Origin of the sequence: Winogradskyella sp., assembly GCF_028282165.1 — a bacterium.
GTDB lineage: Bacteria > Bacteroidota > Bacteroidia > Flavobacteriales > Flavobacteriaceae > Winogradskyella.
The window spans coordinates 372,756-392,497 of sequence record NZ_JANQIM010000033.1; the positions used below are offsets into that span (position 1 = coordinate 372,756).

At 35.7% G+C, this 19,742-nt stretch carries 22 protein-coding genes; 16 read left to right on the forward strand and 6 right to left on the reverse strand.

The genetic code is table 11. The features are described 5' to 3' along the window. Positions 1-20: 20 nt before the first annotated feature. The 4 genes from Q0972_RS13585 (at position 21) to dnaG (ending at position 4,705) form a co-directional block, all read left to right on the forward strand. The gene (locus tag Q0972_RS13585; RefSeq protein ID WP_299366434.1) at positions 21-599 is read left to right on the forward strand and encodes an RNA polymerase sigma factor; all 579 of its coding nucleotides are present in this window, start codon (positions 21-23) and stop codon (positions 597-599) included. Further along, a complete protein-coding gene (locus Q0972_RS13590) occupies positions 586-1,365 on the forward strand; it encodes a hypothetical protein (protein ID WP_299366436.1) in 780 nt (259 codons plus the stop codon). Before Q0972_RS13585 ends, Q0972_RS13590 begins: the two co-directional genes overlap by 14 nt. Before the next feature lie 59 nt (positions 1,366-1,424). After that, positions 1,425-2,513, forward strand: a complete 1,089-nt coding sequence (locus Q0972_RS13595) for a hypothetical protein (RefSeq protein ID WP_299366438.1) — start codon at positions 1,425-1,427, stop codon at positions 2,511-2,513. Positions 2,514-2,740: 227 nt separating this feature from the next. Next, positions 2,741-4,705, forward strand: a complete 1,965-nt coding sequence (gene dnaG, locus Q0972_RS13600) for a DNA primase (RefSeq protein WP_299366578.1) — start codon at positions 2,741-2,743, stop codon at positions 4,703-4,705. A gap of 8 nt (positions 4,706-4,713) precedes the next feature. Here dnaG and Q0972_RS13605 read toward each other — a convergent pair whose 3' ends face one another. Together Q0972_RS13605 and nadE are read right to left on the reverse strand one after the other, a co-directional pair. Then, positions 4,714-5,343, reverse strand: coding sequence for a response regulator transcription factor (locus tag Q0972_RS13605; protein ID WP_299366440.1), 630 nt, complete (start codon positions 5,341-5,343; stop codon positions 4,714-4,716). A 139-nt stretch (positions 5,344-5,482) separates the two neighbouring features. Then, entirely contained in the window at positions 5,483-6,271 is a 789-nt protein-coding gene (gene nadE / locus Q0972_RS13610; RefSeq protein ID WP_299366442.1) for an NAD(+) synthase, read from the reverse strand. A gap of 84 nt (positions 6,272-6,355) precedes the next feature. On the opposite strand from nadE, the gene gldB reads away from it, so the two are divergent. Continuing rightward, complete coding sequence (gldB, locus tag Q0972_RS13615; protein WP_299366444.1) at positions 6,356-7,318, forward strand: gliding motility lipoprotein GldB; 963 nt, start codon at positions 6,356-6,358, stop codon at positions 7,316-7,318. Continuing rightward, complete coding sequence (gene gldC, locus Q0972_RS13620; protein WP_299366446.1) at positions 7,318-7,653, forward strand: gliding motility protein GldC; 336 nt, start codon at positions 7,318-7,320, stop codon at positions 7,651-7,653. Before gldB ends, gldC begins: the two co-directional genes overlap by 1 nt. 8 nt (positions 7,654-7,661) lie before the next feature. Here the strand turns inward: gldC and Q0972_RS13625 are convergent, their stop codons facing one another. From Q0972_RS13625 to Q0972_RS13635, 3 genes are all read right to left on the reverse strand, one after another. Then, positions 7,662-8,396: a hypothetical protein gene (locus tag Q0972_RS13625; RefSeq protein ID WP_299366448.1), complete on the reverse strand. Its 735-nt coding sequence runs from the start codon at positions 8,394-8,396 to the stop codon at positions 7,662-7,664. Between the two features lie 395 nt (positions 8,397-8,791). After that, positions 8,792-10,519, reverse strand: coding sequence for an amidohydrolase (locus Q0972_RS13630; RefSeq protein ID WP_299366450.1), 1,728 nt, complete (start codon positions 10,517-10,519; stop codon positions 8,792-8,794). A 72-nt stretch (positions 10,520-10,591) separates the two neighbouring features. Beyond that, positions 10,592-11,338, reverse strand: a complete 747-nt coding sequence (locus tag Q0972_RS13635; protein WP_299366451.1) for a hypothetical protein — start codon at positions 11,336-11,338, stop codon at positions 10,592-10,594. A gap of 201 nt (positions 11,339-11,539) precedes the next feature. Between Q0972_RS13635 and Q0972_RS13640 the strand changes: the two genes are divergently transcribed. Further along, on the forward strand, positions 11,540-12,163 hold the full coding sequence (locus tag Q0972_RS13640; protein ID WP_299366453.1) for a DUF4230 domain-containing protein: 624 nt from the start codon (positions 11,540-11,542) through the stop codon (positions 12,161-12,163). On the opposite strand, the gene Q0972_RS13645 is transcribed toward Q0972_RS13640, so the two are convergent. Then, the gene (locus tag Q0972_RS13645) at positions 12,160-12,477 is read right to left on the reverse strand and encodes a rhodanese-like domain-containing protein (protein ID WP_299366455.1); all 318 of its coding nucleotides are present in this window, start codon (positions 12,475-12,477) and stop codon (positions 12,160-12,162) included. The two genes, Q0972_RS13640 and Q0972_RS13645, sit on opposite strands and share 4 nt — an antisense overlap. 114 nt (positions 12,478-12,591) lie before the next feature. On the opposite strand from Q0972_RS13645, the gene Q0972_RS13650 reads away from it, so the two are divergent. From Q0972_RS13650 to Q0972_RS13690, 9 genes are all read left to right on the forward strand, one after another. Beyond that, positions 12,592-13,161 carry a TetR/AcrR family transcriptional regulator gene (locus Q0972_RS13650; RefSeq protein WP_299366457.1) on the forward strand — a complete coding sequence of 190 codons (570 nt, stop codon included), beginning with the start codon at positions 12,592-12,594 and terminating at the stop codon, positions 13,159-13,161. A 202-nt stretch (positions 13,162-13,363) separates the two neighbouring features. Then, positions 13,364-14,437, forward strand: a complete 1,074-nt coding sequence (locus tag Q0972_RS13655) for a 2Fe-2S iron-sulfur cluster-binding protein (protein WP_299366459.1) — start codon at positions 13,364-13,366, stop codon at positions 14,435-14,437. Positions 14,438-14,545: 108 nt separating this feature from the next. Continuing rightward, positions 14,546-15,502, forward strand: coding sequence for a 1,2-phenylacetyl-CoA epoxidase subunit PaaA (paaA, locus tag Q0972_RS13660; protein WP_299366461.1), 957 nt, complete (start codon positions 14,546-14,548; stop codon positions 15,500-15,502). 61 nt (positions 15,503-15,563) lie between these two features. Next, complete coding sequence (gene paaB / locus Q0972_RS13665; RefSeq protein ID WP_299366463.1) at positions 15,564-15,851, forward strand: 1,2-phenylacetyl-CoA epoxidase subunit PaaB; 288 nt, start codon at positions 15,564-15,566, stop codon at positions 15,849-15,851. An 83-nt stretch (positions 15,852-15,934) separates the two neighbouring features. Then, positions 15,935-16,690 carry a 1,2-phenylacetyl-CoA epoxidase subunit PaaC gene (gene paaC / locus Q0972_RS13670; RefSeq protein ID WP_299366465.1) on the forward strand — a complete coding sequence of 252 codons (756 nt, stop codon included), beginning with the start codon at positions 15,935-15,937 and terminating at the stop codon, positions 16,688-16,690. Positions 16,691-16,768: 78 nt separating this feature from the next. After that, the gene (paaD, locus tag Q0972_RS13675; RefSeq protein ID WP_299366467.1) at positions 16,769-17,269 is read left to right on the forward strand and encodes a 1,2-phenylacetyl-CoA epoxidase subunit PaaD; all 501 of its coding nucleotides are present in this window, start codon (positions 16,769-16,771) and stop codon (positions 17,267-17,269) included. Between the two features lie 253 nt (positions 17,270-17,522). After that, complete coding sequence (locus Q0972_RS13680) at positions 17,523-18,305, forward strand: enoyl-CoA hydratase-related protein (RefSeq protein ID WP_299366579.1); 783 nt, start codon at positions 17,523-17,525, stop codon at positions 18,303-18,305. Positions 18,306-18,377: 72 nt separating this feature from the next. After that, positions 18,378-19,313: a pyridoxal-phosphate dependent enzyme gene (locus tag Q0972_RS13685; protein ID WP_299366469.1), complete on the forward strand. Its 936-nt coding sequence runs from the start codon at positions 18,378-18,380 to the stop codon at positions 19,311-19,313. A 55-nt stretch (positions 19,314-19,368) separates the two neighbouring features. Beyond that, entirely contained in the window at positions 19,369-19,728 is a 360-nt protein-coding gene (locus tag Q0972_RS13690) for a four helix bundle protein (protein WP_299366471.1), read from the forward strand. The last annotated feature ends 14 nt before the right edge of the window (positions 19,729-19,742 follow it).

Here is a 19,742-nt window from a genome sequence, read left to right on the forward strand (position 1 = left end):
GTGCAATCGTAACCATTAGGATGAAAGTTATACAACTTCATAATGCCGATAACTATCGGAACGAAACAAAACTTATACAAAGAGCAGCGAAAAATAATCGTGAAGCACAGCATATATTATATGAGTTACATGCGCCAAAAATGTTAAGTGTTTGCAGATATTACATTAAGGATGTTCATCAAGCAGAAGAAGTAATGCTAAATGGTTTTTTTAAAGTATTTAAACACTTAAAGACATTTAAAAACGAAGGGAGTTTTGAAGGTTGGGTACGACGAATTATGGTTAGGGAAGCGATTTCTTATTTAAGGCAAAAAAAAGCCATTGAGTTTGCCACTGAGAATGAACATTTAGAGCATGATTACGGTAATAACATCAAAACCAATATAGAAGTCGCTGAAATTCAGCAACTCATAGATAATCTACCGGAAGGTTATAGAATGGTATTCGTCATGTATGCCATAGAGGGATACAAACACAACGAAATTGCAGAATTATTAAATATTTCGGAAGGTACCTCTAAATCGCAACTGTTTAAAGCTAGACAAATGCTGCAGAAAAAAATTAAGGAATTAAATAACAGTAGTTATGGCACCAATTAAATTTGAAGAACAATTAAAGGAGAAGCTCGAAAAGCGCAATTTACAACCATCGGCAGATGGTTGGGCGAGACTTTCTGATCGTTTAGATGCCGAAGATAACAGATCTAAAAAACCATGGTTAGGTTGGTTAAGCATTGCTGCAGGTATCATCATCTTGCTCGCGATAACCGTACGAATTTTTGGAGCTAAAGACATTCAAGAGACTATACCTGAGATGGTAGAAGAAGAAGCTATAGAGAATGTTAATAAGAGTCAATTACCTATTTCCAGCGAAAATGAATCCATAGAATTAGTGGCAGAAGATGTAATTATAGATACAGAAACAGAAGATAATGATACGCAAAGGACACCTCAAATTATCAACTATAAACCAGTAAGTCAAGATAGAATTAATACACAGCTAGCAGATAATACAACTAATGATGGGTCTAAACCAGAAGAAGTTATCGAGAATACCAATAAAGTGCCAAAAGCTATAGGTGACGAAGCCATAATAAATAAAGAAGCGGTTGCAAGTATGCTTAATGAGTTAAAAGCCGAAAAGAACTCCGCTATAGACAGAGAAGTCGATTCACTTTTAAAGTTGGCTAGTAAAGAACTAGTTAGGGATAAACTATTAAAGGATACAAGTAAAGCGGTAGATGCGCAATCCTTGCTGGAAGACGTGGAAGACGAAATGGGGCAGTCCTTTAGAAGTAAAGTTTACGAAGCACTTAAGGAAGGCTATGAAACAGTAAAAACAGCTGTAGCACAGCGTAACAACTAGCATCAAAATTAGAATCAAATCAAATAAAACGAACATACATCATCAAAAAACGAACAGTTATGAATACAATTACTAGAACAGCAGTATATCTCATTATTTTATTCACGGTAGCTACTACATATGCACAAGACACAAAAATCGATAGCACAGAAAGGTCTCCTAACTATTATAAAATAGAAGCCCTAGAAGAATTAAAACTTAAGATTGAAAAAGAAGAACGAGAATTCCTAAAAGAAGAGATCGAATCCATCAATCAGCGTTTAGACAACAAACAAATTACTGCTGCTGAAGCAGAGGAGCTAAAAAAAGAAGCCGCTAAGAAGAGAGCGGCCAATATTGAAAATAGATTAGCTATTATCGATAATAAGATAGCACTTCTTGGGAGAAATGGAGCTGGTTATGAAACCGATAATGAGGTTGATGGCTATTTTTCAATAAAGTTTGGTGATGACGAGGACGAATGGACAGCTGTGAGATTTGGAAGGAAGAACAGGCCTAGAAAATACGACAGACGCACTACCTCAGACATTGTATTTGCTTTCGGGTTTAACAATGCACTTATCGATGGGCAAGATCTTGGAGACTCACCGTATAAAATTGCAGGCTCAGGTTTTATGGAGTTAGGTTATGCTTGGAAAACGAGAATTTTTGACAATACCAATTTTTGGAGAATTAAATACGGGTTCTCTTTTCAGTGGAATAAATTGGATATTAAGGACAACCAGTTTTTAGTCAATGAAAATGATCTTATTACTTTACAGGAGTTTCCTGTTGAGTTGAACAAAGCCAAGTTTAGAACGACCAATTTAGTGTTCCCTGTACACTTGGAATTTGGGCCATCTAGAAAAATTGAACGCGAAAATTACTTTAGATATTCTACACACAACCGATTAAAAGTGGGACTTGGAGGATACGCTGGGTTAAACATCGGCAGCATGCAAAAACTAAAGTATAAAGAAGACGGTAACCGTATTAAGGATAAGCAACGCGGAGGATTTGAGGTCAACGAATTTGTATATGGGCTTAGTGGCTATTTAGCGTGGGGAGATATCGCCTTATATGTAAAGTACGACCTTAATCCATTGTTTAAGAACCAACCAGTTGACCAAAACAATATTTCATTGGGTATTCGTTTCGATATGGACTAAACCAATCAATTTTTGAGTGTTAAGAGCCTTGATCTAGAAATGGATTAGGGCTTTTTGTTATCTGAGACCATATCCGAATAGTTTTCAACACATATTCCTAAAACAAATTGTTTGTCTTAAATTTACAAACTTGTCACCCTGAGCTTGTCTAAGGGCGAACAAGAATTCCTAAATGTCGAATAACATCAATAAAATAGATTCCTGCCTACGCAGGAATGACAAAAGAATTGATCTCACAAAACACCATAGCACAAGTCTTTGAAACTGCTCGCGTAGAGGAGGTAATCGGTGATTTTGTACAGCTAAAAAAAGCTGGGAGTAACTATAAAGGCTTAAGCCCTTTTAGCGAAGAACGTACGCCTAGTTTTATGGTCTCACCAGTAAAACAAATCTGGAAAGATTTCTCTAGTGGCAAAGGCGGGAATGCCGTTACCTTTTTAATGGAACACGAGCACTTTACCTATCCTGAAGCCATTCGCTATTTAGCAAAAAAGTACAATATAGAAATAGAGGAAACAGAGCGAACGGAAGAGGAAAAAGCCCAAGCCGATGCTAGGGAAAGTTTGTATTTAGTCAGTGAATATGCCAATGACTATTTTCAAAAAGTCTTACATAAAACCGATCAAGGCCAGGCCATTGGTCTCAGCTATTTTAAAGAACGTGGGTTTACGGAAGACACCATTAAGAAATTCCAATTGGGCTATGCTTTAGATGAGTGGCAAGCTTTTACGGATGAGGCCTTGGGGAAAGGCTATCAATTGGAGTTTTTGGAGCAAACAGGTCTTACCATTGTAAAGGAAGAAAGGCGCTTTGATAGATTTAAAGGCCGTGTAATGTTTCCCATTCACAGTATGAGTGGCCGTGTACTTGGTTTTGGTGGTCGTATTTTAACTAACGATAAAAAAGCAGCTAAGTACCTTAATTCGCCAGAAAGTGATATCTATCACAAGAGTAAAGTGCTTTATGGATTGTATTTTGCCAAGCAAACCATAGCCAAAGAAGATAATTGTTACTTGGTGGAAGGCTATACCGATGTGATTCAGTTTTACCAAACAGGAGTCAAAAATGTAGTGTCGTCTTCAGGTACCGCCTTAACGTCAGAACAGATAAGGCTTATCAACCGACTTACTAAAAACGTCACGGTGCTTTTTGATGGTGATGCTGCTGGAATTAGGGCTTCCATTCGTGGAATCGATCTTATACTAGAGCAAGGCATGAACGTAAAGGTCTGTACGTTCCCCGATGGTGAAGACCCAGACAGTTTTGCAAAGTCCAATACATTAGAAGAACTCACTAGTTACCTTAATGAGAATGTTAAGGATTTTATTCAATTTAAGGCCTCACTTTTAGTTAAGGAAGCCGATAACGACCCTATAAAAAAGGCAGAGACCATTAGGGAGATCGTTAATAGTATTGCTAAAATCCCTGATGCAATAAAGCGTGAAATCTACGTGCGCGAGTGTGCATCCATAATGGATATAAGTGAAAGCGTGTTGTTCAGTACCTTGGCCCAAATTAGCAAAAAGGAGTTTCAGGAAGCCAACAAAAAATACAAACAAGAGCAGAAAGCCTTTGAGGTAGTTAAGAACGAACCACAACAAAAACGAAAGGTAAATGTTCAATATGAGTTAGAACGCAAGATCATAGAAATACTGATGCTTTATGGCAACAGAACCGAACAGTTTGAAGACCTGATTTTAAAGGAAGATGAGGTTTCGGGAGAATTAATCTTGGAACCTGCTATCCATGAAGCCAGAGTATTCGAAAAGATCTATCTCGATCTTCAAGAGGATGAAATGATGTTTTCTAATGAAAAGTTTAGGGCATTATACTACTCAATCATAGATAAGCTTAACCAAAATGAAAATTTCTCCACAAAAGATTTTATAAATCAATTAGATCAAGAATCCGCCAGTGAGGTCACCAGTATTTTAATGGAGGACGAAAAATACGCGATCAATGATTGGGAGCGTAACCATATTATTCCAAAGAAAAAGACGGATACGATCTCCCAATTAGTAAGTCAAACGATTTTAAGCCTACGTTGTCACTTGATAGACCTTAAAGTAGAGGAATACAAGAACGAAACCTTAAAAGAAGGTATAGATTCTAAGGCTATCTTAGAAGACGTAAGAGATTACGGCAATCTAAAAAAGCTACTTTCACTCAAACTAGGTAAAGTTATAAGCTAAAACTGTTGTTAGGTCAAATTATGATGTTTCGCCTGATGAATTAAATCAACGATATTAGTTACGTTGAGCTTCTTAAAAAGCCTGGCTTTGTAAGTACTTACTGTTTTTTCATTGATGTCTAACTCTTCGGCTATTTCCTTGTTTTTTCTGCCAATTGAAAGTAATTTTAAGACTTCAACTTCTCTAGTAGATAATTTTTTAAACATACGGCTTCTACTCTTTCGAGTATCCTCATAGCGCAAGTGTTTATCCATTTTTTCACTAAGGGAAACTTCACCTCCATGAATTTTCCTCACAGCTGCCTCTACGGCATTGACATCAGCAGTTTTGTTTAAGTAACCAGAAGCACCAGCTTTAAGTGTGCTTATGGCATAAATTTCCTCAGGCTGATGACTAAACATCAAGACGTTAATAGATTTGTTTTCTTTTTTGATAGCTCTAAGTGCGGTAATACCGTTAAGTTCGGGTAAATCAATCTCGGAAATAATAACGTCAACTTGGTGACGTCTTACAAATTCGAAAATCTCAATACCACTATTTAACTTACCTACAACTTCAAGATCCGGTTTACTGTTTAAGAACAGTTCTAATCCTGTTCTTACAATAGGGTGGCTGTCAACAATCAGAATTCGTATCATGATAATTGATTTTGGTTTGGTTAGGGTTAATTAGTGCGATTAACAAAAAGACTAAGTCTAGGACAAAGTTGGGATTGGTTATTTCAAAAATAGTCAAAAATTAAGCATATGTAGCAATTTATTCGATAAAATGCAGGGTTTATCTTAAATCTTTGGGAATTTCACAAACTGGTATAGGGGTCATTTTATGCTGATTTTTAGTGTAATAGCTCATAAAAATCTCAAAGACTTCATGTTGTCTTCCAGTAAAATCTTTTGCAGTTTTACCTTGGTCTTTCATTTTCATGGCCCATTCAAGTTCGGGATAAGAGGCTCCAATTTGGTCCTCATCACTTCTGGCATCACCAAATAAACCATCGCTAGGGGCAGCTTTCATGATGGTTTCAGGTACTTGTAAATACGCTCCAATCGCATACACTTCAGACTTTAATAAATCGGCAATGGGACTTAAGTCCACCCCACCGTCACCATATTTTGTGAAGAATCCAACTCCAAAATCTTCGACTTTATTTCCTGTTCCCGCTACTAAACGACCTAATAATCCAGCATGGTAATATAACGTAGCCATTCGTAAGCGGGCTCTTGTATTGGCTAGGGCCATTTCTACTATGGCGTGTTCGCCTTCTAAGCTTACTTCAGTTTTAAACTCCTCAAAAACAGGTGTTAAATCCACACGTGCGTCACTGACATTTGAAAAACGATTTTTTAATTGTTCAATATGCTCTTGTGCTCTAGATACATGACTAGCTGCTTGGTGAATAGGCATTTCTAAACATAAAAGGTCCAAACCCGTTTTGGCGCAAAGTGTTGAGGTTACTGCAGAATCTATACCTCCCGATACTCCAACTACAAATCCGTTTACTCTAGCAGTTGTCGCATAGTCTTTCAGCCAATTTATAATATAATTTACAACCTTTTCTATCTGCATAATATTTACAATTTACTGCAAAGAAGTGTACCTTTGCGCAACAAAAATAAAGTAAACAAGTTAGGATTAAAAATGTTTTGCGAGATGCCGGTAAGAATTTACATATTCGTAATTTTTGGGTTGTTTTTTGTCTCTTGTGACAATGATTCTAAGCTAGAAAACGAAATTTCAAATATTGAAGTTGATTTTATGATTGAACGCTTTGATAAGGTCTACATGCAGGCAAAGCCTGAAGATTTACCAAAACTAAAACAGACTTATCCTTTTTTGTTTTCTAGACATATACCAGATTCTATTTGGGTAGAAAGAATAAATGATTCATTACAAGATCAGTTGCTTAACGAGGTACATAAAACGTTTTCGGATTTGAAAGCGGTAAAAACGGATTTGACAAGTATGTTTCAGCATCTTAAATATTATGATAAGACTTTTGAATTGCCAAGAGTGGTAACCTTAACAAATGATGTAGATTACAGAGATAAAACCATTGTAACAGATTCTTTATTGCTGATAGCTTTAGACAACTTTTTAGGTGAGCATCATGAATTTTATCAAAATATACCTCGATACTTAGCCAAAAATATGCAGGAAAGTCAAATTGTACCAGAGGTGGCAGAAGGTTATGCAAAAAAATATACTTTTCAGACTAATAGAAAGACGTTGTTAGATGAGATGGTTTACTTTGGGAAGTTGCTATATTTTAAGGATATGGTGATTCCATTTAAATCCGATGCTGAAAAAATAGGCTATACGGAGCATGAGTTAAAATGGGCTCAGGCTAATGAAAGTCCAATTTGGAGTCATTTTATTGAAAACGAAATGTTGTTCAGTACAGATCGTAAACTACCTAGTCGCTTTATTGCAGATGCACCTTTTTCGAAATTTTATTTGCAATTGGATAATGAATCTCCTGGACGATTAGGGCAATACATAGGATGGCAAATTGTAAGAGCCTATGCCGAAACTACAGAAGAAAGCGTAATGCAGATTCTGCAGAAAGAACCAGAATATATTTTTAATAAAGCAAAATTTAAACCTAGAAAATAATGGCAAAAACCATAACATCTAAAATAGAACTAAACGTTGAACTTGATGAAAATCGTGTGCCAGAACGATTAAACTGGTCTGCACAAGATGGCGGTGTTAACAATGAGGAAGCCAAAGCAATTATGCTATCGGTTTGGGACAGTAATGCCCAAGAGACCTTAAAGATAGACTTGTGGACAAAGGATATGCCGGTAGATGAAATGAAACAGTTTTTTCATCAAACTTTAGTGACGATGAGTGACACCTTTTTGCGAGCTACACAAGATGAGAAAATGACCGCAACCATGAGAGATTTTTGTGATTATTTTGCAGAGAAGCTCGAGTTAAAAAAGTAAAGGTGTTTTTAACTTCCAGATTTGTAGAATGGCACTGTATTAAAGCAATCTACATTCTCAGCGTTAGCATAATCAGGGTTTTTTCTTTTGTATCTTAAAAATTTTGAAGTGTCATAGACTTCCCATATAACTAATTCATTATGCCTGCCGGCCCTTGTTTTAAGGTCAATTTTGTTTTGTCTAATAGCCTTTTCAACGGATTGTTTGTCACCAATTTTCATGATTTTTCTTGAGCTATGGCCTTTCTGGATTTTATTGACTATCCAATAAAACCTCACACTTTTTTTAGGAGCAGAGTCTTCTGCTATATTAGAAGTGTTAGTAGTAGTTTTTCCCTTAGCTTCATTTTGGGATTGTATCGTTAGCTCCTCATCTATGTTTTCTATACTGCTAACGGTAAGGTTTTTTGAAGTATTATCAATGGGTTTGTGCCGTATAAGGGTAATAATAATAAGCTTATCGTATACTTTAACTTCGGTCACATAGCGGCCATTTGGGAAATTCGTTAACGGAATATGGGTTTTCTTATTATCTATAACAAACACTCTTTCAAAATCATTATTGAAGATAGCAACTTTGGCAATGGTGCGTTCGCCCTCAAGAATAAGCGTATCGCCAGATTTATTTAAACGGTGTTTTAATTCTTCTGCTCTGTAGTCTATATTTTGCAAAAGTGTAGCGTTTTGACTATAAACAAGTGAAGTCAAAAACAAAAAAAGTATAGCACATCCTTTTTTCATCATAAGTAGGTTTTGTTTTGGGGAAACAATAACTTCCAAAAAAATATCCAAACCTTTTAAAGGTCTAAGAGTAAAGGTAATAATTGATTTTATCTCAAGGATATGATATGGCTAAATGGTATTTTTTTGAGATAAAATGAATGGGTTTTCGTTGTAAGACTGAAAATACGGTTCAATTGATAAAAAATATATATTGCTGTAAATGAGTTGTTTAAAATTTAAATGTCGAAATTTTTAGATGATCATAGACTAGTGAAAGTCATGTTTAAAAACTAATAACAGATTAGTAATAGTTTGGTAATGTATAAATACAATTTGTAGTCTACATTTGTAATGCTATTAATCGTAATCGAAACATTAGTTGGGCCTTCACAATGAGAAGGAAACTAGTGTTTTTTTTATTTATTGGTATCATAAACTACTTCGCCGTTAAATATGGTCATTACAACTTCAGTACTCAAGATTTCATCTTCTTTCACAGTCATGATGTCCTGATTGTAAATGGTAAAATCAGCAAGCTTACCAACGGTAATAGAGCCTTTAATGTCTTCTTCAAAAGCCCCATAAGCGCCATCTAAGGTATAGGATTTTAAGGCTTGGGCTCGAGTCATTTTTTGTTTGGGTTCATAGCCGCCCTCAGGTATACCCTTTAAAGTTTTTCTACTGACACTGGAGTAAAAACTGGCTATGGGATTTATGGGCTCTACAGGAACATCTGTGCCATTAATGATAGGAACTCCACTTTGTAGTAAGGTTTGCCACATGTAAGCGCCTTCTTGAATTCTCTTTAATCCTAAACGATAAATTGCCCAAGGTCTGTCAGAAGACATATGTACGGCCTGCATAGCTGGAATAACCTGTAATTCTGCGAACCGTGGAATATCATCCGGGTGTAAATGTTGGGCATGTTCTATTCTATATCGATGATCTAATGCTGTATCTGGCAATTCTTTAAAGGCCATTTCGTAACGGTCTAAGATTTCTCTATTTGTTCTATCTCCAATAGCATGCGAGCATACCTGAAAGCCGTGTTTAAGACCGTTTAATGCAGTTTTCTTTACAAACTCCATAGGTAAGGTTTCGTGTCCAAAATGATTAGGTCTGTCTGAATAAGGTTCTAAAAGCCAGGCTCCTCGGGAGCCAAGGGCGCCATCACAATTTAATTTTATGGATCTAATGGTAAACAAATGGTCTTCATCAACCATGATGCCTTTTTTGTACCAATTATTAAGCAAATCTTCGTCCCAACCGGTAAGCATAGCATACATGCGTATTTGCATTTTGCCTTCGGATTTCATTTTCTCATAAAGTGCAATGGTTTCTTTAGGAATACCGGCATCATGGAAACTGGTAATTCCATTTTTATGGCAAGCCTCCACGGCAAGCTCAAAAGCTTTGATGTCTGTTTCAGGTGTTCTTTCTGGAATATGCTGGGTAACTAAAGTTTGCGCTTGCTCGTTAAAAACTCCAGTAGGTCGGCCTAAAGCATCCACAATTACTTCACCGCCTTCAACTTCATACTTTTTAACACCATCTAAAGCTAAATCCTGTAAACCGGCAATTTCCATAGCTTTTGCATTGGCAAAGCCAGCGTGTCCACTAGCATGTCTTAAATACACAGGGTTATCCGGTGAGACCTCACTTAGTAAATGATGGGTTTGAAACCCATGAACAGTCTCTGCTGGCATACTATCCCACTTGCTCTGATGCCAACCGCGTCCTGTTATCCATTCGCCTGGTTGGGCGGTTTTAACACGTTGTGCTACAGCATCAACAATAGCTTGATAACTGGTAGTATTAATGAGGTCTAGATTCAGTTCATTATAGCCCAAACCCATAAAGTGTCCATGTCCTTCAATAAGACCAGGCGTCATGGTCTTTCCTTTTAAATCCAAAAGTTCGGTTTGCTCATTTTTGTAGGTTTCTGCTTCTTCAAGACTTCCTGCAAATAAAATTTTATTGCCTTTTGTAGCTACAGCTTCTACGGTTACAGCGGTAGAATCAACGGTATAAATAGGGCCTCCATAAATAAGCATGGTGGCAAATTCTTTATTTGGATTAGAACATGCTAAAGAAAAAAGCAAAATACAGCATAAGCCCGATAGGGTAAAAAGTTTAGATTTCATAAAGATTGGTTTAATACCTAAAGTTACAAATTTAGTAAGACTAAGTAACTAATCTCTATTATTCTAGATGCTCTATTTTGAGGCTACCAAACTTTTTAACGAAGAATAATATGGTATAACGTTAAATAAATCTGATGAAGTTGAATTTATGTAGTCTGTGTCAGCGATCTGCGCTTCCATAAATTTGTGAGAATCATAAACTTCCCAAACAGTTAACTCGTTGGATTTCCCTTCTGCACTGTTTAGCTCTAGCTTATTTTTTTTAATCATTTTTTTAACTGTAGTTTCGTCTACTAACTTCATGGTTTTACTAGAGCTTGATTTTAGGATTACCCAAAACAGTTTCTTTTTTGTATCACTTTTTCTTTTTTTTGGTGACAGTAAACTTTCTATTCTGTCTGTAATGATAACATTTATGGGATTAAGATTTTCGTCTAGCATGGTACCCTTTTCATAAACAAACTCACTTTCATTAGAAGAGATAGACGAATTAGGATCGTTACTGTACTTTATTAATTCCATGATGATGATTTTGCCTTCTAAATGGACTTCAACATGAAATTCCCCAATAGGAATGTTGTGCAATGAAATCTTAACTTCAGAATTTTCGACCTTGACTTTTTTTTCAAAGTTTTCATTAAATAGTTCAACTTTAGAAATGATTTGGTCACTTGCCAAAACTAAACTATCTCTTGTTCTGTTTAGGTTGTGTTTCAGTTCCTTGGCCTTTGGATTAAAATTTTTGAGTAACACAATATTCTGACTATTAGAAGTAATGGCCAAAAGAAAAATAAGTAGTGTAAACAAATTTTTATACATAATATTTATTTTGAGATTTGAGGCTAAATGTTTTATGTATCTGATGGTAAAATTATGGGCAATTACTTGACCGAAAATATATTTAAGATGTTTTGCAATTTTTTTAGTTGATGTACTTTCAAATGCGATGTACAGCAAAAAAATAGGATTTAAAAAGCCTGTTTTTTAAAAGTTTAATCAGTAATTTATTTAAATTAGCTCATGCGAAAAATTCTATTCGGAGTTATAATAACACTTATTATCTTGTTTACTTTTAAGTACTGCGATGATAAAAAAGAGGACAAGATAACACTGAAAGAAAATACGGTTTTAATACAGGAGCAAATTAAAAATGTTGGTAAGTTAGTGGTAACCGAAGGGCATTTTAGCGAGGTATTTACATACAAGCATTCTAAGTCGGTGTTTGCGGATTTATTAGAAGCAGAAAAGCAAGCCATTGTTGTAGTCAATGCAGATGTAACTGTAAGTTACGACCTGAGCAAGATCGAATATAAAATAGATGAAAGCAACAAGACCCTACGGATTTTAAATATCCCAAAAGAAGAAATTACGATTAATCCAGATTTGGAGTATTACGATATACAAGCAGATTTTTTAAATCAATTTGAAGCCAAAGATTATAATGAGATCAAAGAGACCGTAAAAAAGTCGTTAATGAAAAAAGTCGAAAATTCAGAATTAAAGTCCAATGCTCAAAATAGATTGATTAGTGAATTGTCAAAATTCTTTATTCTTACAAACTCCTTGGGTTGGACACTGGAGTACAATCAAAATCCTATTACCAAACTGGAGCAATTAAAGGAGATCGAGAATCTAATAGATTAGGCCTCGTTCAATTTCCGTTTCAAACCCAAAATACCGCCACCATTAATTGCATTGATTCCAGCTAACCTCAAAATTTTAGCTGCACTACGAGATCGCATACCACTTTGGCAATATGTTATAACGGGCTTATTCAATTTTTTGATTTTATTTATATTTTCCTTAATATCTTGAAGTGGAATATGAAGTGCATTTTTAAGATGAACACTGTTGTACTCACTTTTTGTTCTTACGTCTAAAAGAATAGCTCCTTTTTTTAAATACGTGTTTATACCATCGGTTTTGTTACTTCCGAATAGTTTAGTCAAAAATCCCATACTTTTTAATTTAGACAAAAATGCATAAATCAATTGTATTAGAACGTAACTAAAGTTACAAGTGTTTAGCAGTATGTTAGGCATTAAAAGGTTATTTTATAATTTTACAGACTAATGAAAAAAGAAACGAGACAAGAAGAAATTATTAGAATAGCTGCAAGGTTATTTAAAGAAAAGGGTTATAGTGCGGTGACCATGCGAGATTTAGCTGCAGAAATGGGGATAAAGGCTGCAAGCTTATATAATCATATCAACTCTAAGCAATATATTCTTGATATGATCATCATCACTCTAGCAGAAAAGTTTACAGATGGAATGCAGCAAATTCAGTCATCGGACGATAATTGTATCGGAAAGCTAAAACAAATCATTGAGTTGCATGTAAAGCTATCTAGTCAGAATATATATGGTATGGCTTCACTCAATAACGATTGGATGCATCTTGCTGAAAAGCGGGATTACTACAAAAAATTGCGTAGTAATTATGAAGAGGATTTTAGAAGTATTCTTGAAGAGGGCATAGCTTCAGGCGAAATCGTAAATGAAAAACCCGAAGTGATGATGTTTTCAATACTAACGACACTTCGGTCCCTCTATATCTGGATTCCCAAAAAAGAAGATCTGAATCTGAGAGAATTATCCGCAACACTTAACCAGATTCTCATTAAAGGAATTAACAAATAGTCATAAAAGATGCATCAATGCGTAGTATTGGTGCAACCTATTAAACTGTCATTCCTGCAAGGGAAGGAATCTCAATTAAATTTTATAACTTTGCTGAACAAACTAACAGTTGTTAGTTTAATGTCGTTCCTTCGAAAGTAGGAATCTCATCCAAGAAAATTTAATAGTTGGTTTAAAAAATACCTGTTAACGCAGGCATAAGATGGCAGAGTTTCATAGCTTAAGAGTTAAAGATATTTATAAAGAAACGGAAGATACTTCAGTAGTAACTTTTGAAGTGCCTTCAAACTTGATAGAAACATTTAAATTTAGACAAGGGCAGCATTTAACCCTAAAAACAGATATTAATGGCGAGGATGTGCGTCGTTCTTATTCGTTATGTTCTAGCCCAAATGAGGCAAAATGGCAAGTTGCCGTAAAACAAATTCCTGGCGGTAAGTTTTCTACTTACATTAATGAAGAATTAAAATCTGGTGATTATCTCGACGTGATGCCTCCAAGCGGAACTTTCGGTGTGGATTGCCATCCTGAGCATGCTAAAAACTATTTATTTTTTGCCGCTGGAAGTGGCATTACGCCAGTAATTTCTATGATAAAAGCACACTTAAAAGCGGAGTCAAACTCAACGTGCAAATTATTTTATGTCAATAAAACGGCAAAATCCATTATCTTTAAAGAAGAACTGGAGCAGCTTAGAAACACCTATTTTGGAAGATTGGAAATCTACTATTTCCTTACCAAAGAACGAAGGGACATTGAGTTGTTTAACGGGAGGTTTAATGATGAAAAAATGGACGTTCTGACCAAAACTTTTATAGATATTCCCGATACAAGCGAAGTGTTTTTATGTGGTCCGGAACAAATGGTGAATTATGTAAGTGACTATTTGATCAATGCAGGATTGCCAAAGGACCTAGTGCATTTTGAACTGTTCGTTACGGGCTTATCTGAAGAGGATATAAAACGACAGGAGCGTTTGGCAAAGCAAAATGTTGAAGGAACCGAAGTGACTATTGTTGATGGAGGTAAAGAATTCTTATTTACCATGACCAGTGATTTTGATAATATCCTTGATGCAGCTTTAAATGCTGGTGCTGATTTGCCATTTGCTTGTAAAGGTGGTGTTTGTAGTACCTGTAAATGTCAGATAAAAGAAGGTGAAGTTGAAATGAAGATCAACTATGCGCTTGAAGACAAAGAAGTGGCGCAAAATTTTGTACTAAGCTGTCAAGCAGTTCCAACATCAGAAAAAGTTGTCGTCGATTTCGACGTTTAAGTAAAATGAGTTGTCATTCCTGGGTATTCGGGAATACATAATACGAAAAAGAAAAATTAAAGTTTTACCAGCTATTAGCTTAAAACTAGTAGCCAAAAGCTAAAAACTATGAGTGAAGAACAGATAAGAAGTCTAGAAAGACATTTTAACGAACGCATTGCGCGCGATGAAAAGATTGAGCCTAAAGATTGGATGCCAGAAAAGTATCGTCAGACACACATTAGACAAATATCCCAACATGCACATTCAGAAATTGTAGGGATGTTACCCGAAGGAAACTGGATTACGCGTGCACCATCATTAAGACGAAAAGTAGCCTTATTGGCTAAAGTTCAAGATGAAGCAGGTCACGGATTATATCTCTATAGTGCGTGTGAAACTCTAGGTATTTCAAGAGATGAATTATATGAGCAATTACATTCTGGTAAAGCCAAATACTCGAGTATATTCAATTACCCAGCCTTAACTTGGGCAGATATGGGTGCCATTGGTTGGTTGGTAGATGGTGCAGCCATTATCAATCAAGTACCACTATGTAACACGTCTTATGGGCCATATGCAAGAGCTATGATTCGTGTATGTAAAGAAGAGAGTTTCCATCAAAGACAAGGTTTTGAAATCATGCTAAAACTTTGTAATGGAACTCCAGAACAAAAAGAAATGGCTCAAGACGCCTTAAACCGTTGGTGGTGGCCAAGTTTAATGATGTTAGGGCCCACAGACGATAAGTCGGTTCATACAGAACAATCTATGAAGTGGAAACTGAAACGTAAAACGAATGACGAATTACGCCAGCAGTTTATAGATCAAACCGTTCCTCAAGCAGATGTTCTAGGTTTAATAGTGCCAGACCCAGATCTCAAATGGAATGAAGAACGTCAAAGTTATGATTTCGGAGAAATTGATTGGGATGAGTTTTGGCAAGTCGTTAGAGGTCATGGCCCAATGAATAAAGAACGCATGAAAGCACGTGTTAGTGCATGGGAGCGTGGAACATGGGTACGTGAGGCGGCAATGGCCTATGCAGAAAAGAAACAAGCAAGAAAAGAAAAACAAGCAGTCTAATTAGATGTGAGATTTAAGATTTTTCTCAATACGCAATACTCACTTCTCAATACTAGAAAATATGGCAACAAAAAATTGGCCACTTTGGGAAATCTTCGTAAGAAGTAAGAACGGATTAGAACATCGACATTTTGGGAGTTTGCATGCGGCTGATGCAGAAATGGCCCTTGAAAATGCAAGGGATGTCTACACCAGAAGAAATGAAGGCGTGAGCATTTGGGTCGTAGAGTCCAAACATATTACGGCTTCCAATCCAGAAAATAATGGTGAATTATTTGAACCAGCTCAAGATAAGGTGTATCGTCATCCCACGTTTTATGATGTACCAGATGAGGTAAAACATATGTAATAAATATTTGATTTATCAACCTGAACTGTCACACCGAGCACAGTCGAAGTGTTGTTTCAGGATCTTATCAAAAAAGTTTAAACATGAAAAACGAAAATTTGTATAACTATATCCTCGGAATAGCAGACAATAGCTTAATTCTAGGTCAACGTTTAGGAGAACTCTGTGGTCATGGACCGAATTTAGAAACCGATATTGCTTGTACTAATATTTCTTTGGATCTTTTTGGTCAGGTTCGAAGTTATTTTCAGTATGCTGGAAAAATAGCAGGCGATGGGCGATCTGAAGATGATATATCCATGCTTCGAAAGGAGCACGAATATAAAAATGTGTTATTGGTAGAACAACCAAATACTAATTTTGCATATATCATAGTCAGGCAGTTTTTGTTTGATGCGTACCACTTAGCATTTTTAAGAGAGTTACAGAAAAGTCCAGATTTAACTTTGTCTGCGATTGCGAATAAATGTGTAAAAGAGGTAAGCTATCACGAACGTTTTTCATCAGACTGGGTAAGACGTTTAGGTGATGGAACAGATGAAAGTCGTGAAAAAATGCAAGAGGCCATTAACGATTTGTGGATGTATACCGATGAGTTATTCCATCAAATGGAAGCTGATAAAGCTATGGTTGCTGAGGGCATAGGCGTAGATGTGACTACATTGAAAGAAGGTTATTATGCCTATGTCAAAGAAGTATTAGAAGAAGCGACTATAGAGGTGCCAGAATCTAAATATTTTCAAAAAGGGGGAAAGCACGGAGTGCATACAGAACATCTAGGTTATATACTTGCAGAATTGCAATATATGCAACGCACCTATCCAAATATGGAGTGGTAACAAATTCATGATTTGTTATGCTGAACCGCAATGCTGAGCGTAGTCGAAGTGTTGTTTCAGCATCTAACTATTGAAACTATGACAGCAACAGACCAACATATTGATGATGTATTGATTCCAATCCTGGAAAAAGTATCAGACCCTGAGATTCCCGTATTATCAATAATGGATATGGGAGTTGTACGTTCTGCGGTAATTGCAGATGACTTAGTTAAAGTAGAGATTACGCCAACCTACAGTGGTTGTCCGGCTATGGATGTCATTGGTGATGATATTAAAAAAGCATTAAAAGAAGCAGGTTACAAATCAGAAATAGATTTAATTTTACATCCTGCTTGGACGACAGATTGGATTACACCGCGTGGACGAAAAGCTCTTGAAGATTATGGAATTGCTGCACCATTGGAGGCGGAAGCCGATAAAGCGGTTTTGCTTGATGGTAAACGATTAGTAAAGTGTACCAATTGTGGTTCAACAAATACAAGATTAGTAAGCCAGTTTGGATCTACAGCATGCAAAGCGCAATTTCAATGCGATGATTGCCAAGAGCCTTTCGACTATTTTAAATGTCTCAAATAAATGATAAGGAATAGAAAATAGCGAATAGACCACTTCGCTTTTAAATATAATCAATGCGAAGCATTGAGATAAATGTTGAAATGCAGAATATGAAAATCAAATCGTTAAAAATTTCTGAAACCTTGGAAGAAATTTAGATTTTGTTTTTGGTTTTTAATCTGAGAATAAAGATTGAAAAATTCCTCATTTCAACTTGACTTTTTTGATTCGTTTTTGTGTCAAGACAAAAATGAATAGAAAGAAAAAACGATACATGAGCAATTCAATAGAATTAAAAATAGAAAACAAAATAGCGTATATAACGCTCAATAGACCAGAAGTATTTAATAGTTTCAATCGCAAAATGGCATTAAGCCTTCAGTCCGTTTTTGATGACTGTGAAACTAATGACGATGTTCGAGCGATCGTACTTACTGGTAACGGAAAAGCATTTTGTGCAGGTCAAGATTTAAAAGAAGTGACTACACCAGAATTAAATCCTGGTTTCAAAAAAATATTAGAAGAACACTATAACCCAATTATCAAAAGAATAAGATCAATTAAGAAACCTGTAATCGCGGCAGTCAATGGTGTTGCGGCTGGTGCTGGAGCTAACATAGCATTAGCCTGCGATATTGTAGTTGCGCACGAAAAGGTCAGTTTTATTCAGGCGTTTAGTTTAATTGGTTTAGTGCCAGATAGTGCAGGAACCTTCTTTTTGCCACGGTTAATAGGCTTTCAAAAGGCACAAGCACTAGCAATGCTAGGAGATAAAGTGTCGGCTGAAGAAGCAGAACGCATCGGAATGATTTATAAGGTAGTTCCCTTAGAAAGTTTCAATGATGAGATTGAAAGACTTGCATTGAAGCTAGCTAATATGCCAACTAAAGCTTTAGGTATGATTAAGGAACTGTTTAATAAATCCATGACAAATACTTTAGAAGAGCAATTAGATATGGAATCTAAATACCAAATAGAAGCAGCCCAAAGTGAGGATTATAAAGAGGGAGTAGCTGCATTTATAGAAAAGCGAAAGCCAATTTTCAAAGGAAAATGATTTAAGATTAGCGAATTAAGATTTATGAATTTGGAGTTTCATAAATAAGTAATTAAAAATCTGCAATTTCAAATGAACAAGCAAACCCTTATAGAAACCCATAACAGAATAAAACCATTTATTCATAAAACACCTGTATTAAGTTCTAGCTTAATCAATGAAATGTTGGGAACAGAAGTTGTTTTTAAATGTGAGAATTTTCAAAAAATGGGAGCTTTTAAAATGAGAGGTGCGTCTAATGCGATATTGTCTTTATCGGAAGAAGAGCGACAACGAGGAGTAGTAACACATTCATCTGGAAACTTTGCTCAAGCCGTATCACTTGCAGCAAAAAAATTAGGAGTAAAAGCCTATATCGTAATGCCAGAGAATGCTCCACAAGTAAAAAAGGATGCCGTTAAAACTTATGAAGGTGAAATTATTGAGTGCGAATCCACACCACAAGCTAGGGAAGCAGCAGCTAACAAAATAAAAGAAGAGAAGGGAGCTTCTTTTTTGCATCCTTCTAATCAAGATGAGGTAATTTATGGCAATGGTACAGCCGCTATTGAATTGTTAGAAGAATATCCAGAATTAGATGTAATTTTAGCACCTGTTGGAGGTGGTGGACTTATTGCAGGTACTGCTTTGGCGGCAAACTATTTTTCAACCAAATGTAAAGTCATTGGAGGAGAACCCATGGAAGTAGATGATGCATATCGCTCTCTAATTTCAGGGAAAATAGAAACCAATGATAGTTTTCATACCGTTGCTGATGGTCTCAGGACACATCTAGGCGATCGCAATTTTCCGATTATAAAAAAACATGTTGAGAAGATTATTCGTGTCGAGGAAGATGAAATTGTAGATGCTATGCAAATTATTTGGGAACGTATGAAGATTATTATAGAACCCTCATGTGCAGTGCCATTTGCCGCAGTGTTGAAAAACAAAGAAGAATTCAAAAACAAAAATGTCGGAATAATTTTATCTGGCGGAAATGTAGATGTCAAGAATTTACCATTTTGATTAGCGATTGTAGAATGTGGATTTATGAATTTTGATTTTAAAAAAAATACTACACGTGAAAGCTAATGAATTAGAAGAGAGATTGGTTCAGTTTTCAATTGATATTATTTTATTGACTAAAACAATAGATAAATCTTTTGCTTCAGAGCATTTAGCAAAGCAATTAATACGTTCCGCAATGTCTTCAGCTTTAAATTATGGTGAAGCAAGAAGTGGAGAATCCACAAGAGACTTTCTTCATAAGATGAAAATTTGTTTGAAAGAATTAAGAGAATCATATATTAATTTAAAAATTCAAAAAGGTTCGCAAACAATTTCAGATTTAAATAAATTAGAAGAATTATTGAAGGAAAACGATGAGCTAATTTCTATATTCGTTTCGAGTATAAAAACAGCATCGAATAAACTTAAATAATACTTATTTGTTGA